At 45.2% G+C, this 1,555-nt stretch carries 1 protein-coding gene; it reads right to left on the bottom strand.

What is annotated here, in order from left to right:
* The coding region (locus tag KO492_RS01260) for a zincin-like metallopeptidase domain-containing protein (protein WP_354668215.1) at nt 1-1,541 on the bottom strand (1,541 nt) is incomplete at its 3' end.
* Nucleotides 1,542-1,555: the final 14 nt, after the last annotated feature.

The raw sequence follows: 1,555 nt of genomic DNA on the forward strand, positions 1-1,555 counted from the left end.
ATTTTGCCACCAAGTCCTTTAGCTTCGTTCTTCTCTTTAAACGGAACGTTGATATACGTTTTTTCTCCCTCGGCTTGAGTGGGAACTGAGTCTGGTTGCTGCTGGGGCTTCCGTTCCTGTTGCTCAAATTCAGCAATACGCTGTTGTAAATCACCATCGTTGAGCGTTGCGGCCATTTCTGCTGATTTACGGGTTTCTTTAGCGGCTAAAATATCATCATCCGAGCTGTTAGGGTTTAAACGAACACGAATTTCATTTATACGAGCAAATTTAGCGGCTTGTTCATGCTCATTGGGTTCTGACAGGGCATCTACCACACTAAGCAAATTCGCAAGTTCTTCGGCTTGATGTTGAGTATCGAGATCAGCGACCCATTGATGCATTCCCTTTTCATGCTGCGCATACACACCCCAAAATTCAGGCGTAACTCCCTCAGCAGGTTCTACAAACTTTTCGCCGTTTTCATCGGTGTATATAACGTTACCTTGTAACTGAATATCACCAGACCAATCAGCAGGTAGTAAAAATCCAAGATTCTCCTTTGCCACTTCTTCGAAAGATTGAGGTTCTGACTCACCAGAAGCTAAACGCTTTCGTTCTTCCGCAACTAGAGTTAGGGCGCGTAAATCTTCCTGTGAAAGCGTTGATAACACCTGATCACGTATTGGCTGTGTTTGAATTGGTAGCTGCATATCTAAATCCTGATCTTTATTGTCCTCGCTAGGTTTTAACTCAGAGGTTTGTTTCTGGATTTGGGTTTGCTCAATCACCTGTTTCTGTTCCAGGTCCATCACATACCCGCATATTTTTTCAGCATCGGCAGAGGCACGGAATATTTCTAAAGGGTCCTCTTGAAGTGCTTTAATCCAAGAGCCGACATAAGCGGCATGTTGTTCAGGGTCATGACCGATACCCAATTCATCACCTAAGATCATGCTACTTATTTCAGCGCGCAATTCTTCCTTGGCGTACCCTTCTGAACCGAATGGATTTGATAAATCTCGGTCCAGACGCGAACTATGACCAGTCCAATGACCGAGTTCATGTAACGCTGTAGCATAATAATTGTCAGAGGTCGGGAATTGTCCTTTATCGGGTAATTGAATATGGTCAGAATACGGACGGTAAAAAGCTCTATCACCACCGTGACGAATATCAGCACCAGACGCATTGAGTATCTTTTCAGCTCGCTCAGAAGCATCCCAAGTTTGCTCTTTACGCTCTAAAGGAGGCAATCCGTCTATCTGTTCGCCATTGAATACCGTAGCAAAGAACACCCGCGGGCGTTCTAGCTTGATGGTTTCCTTTACTGGTTTTCCTTTTTCATCAATGACAGGCTTTCCGTTATCATCGAGCTTGGTCCGTTCTTCTGTAAACTTCCAGTATTGGACCCCTGTCCCTTTTTCTTTACCGCGAACTTGAGCACCGAGTTCTTTAGCTTGCTTGTACGTCATCCAACGGTTATCACTTCGTCCCTGAGACATTAGGTGAATCGCGTTAATGCCCTTGTAACGGTTGCCTGTAAGCGGGTTTGTTGGCATGAACCCTGGCGCCC

The organism is Celeribacter halophilus, assembly GCF_018860305.1.
Taxonomy (GTDB): domain Bacteria; phylum Pseudomonadota; class Alphaproteobacteria; order Rhodobacterales; family Rhodobacteraceae; genus Celeribacter; species Celeribacter halophilus_A.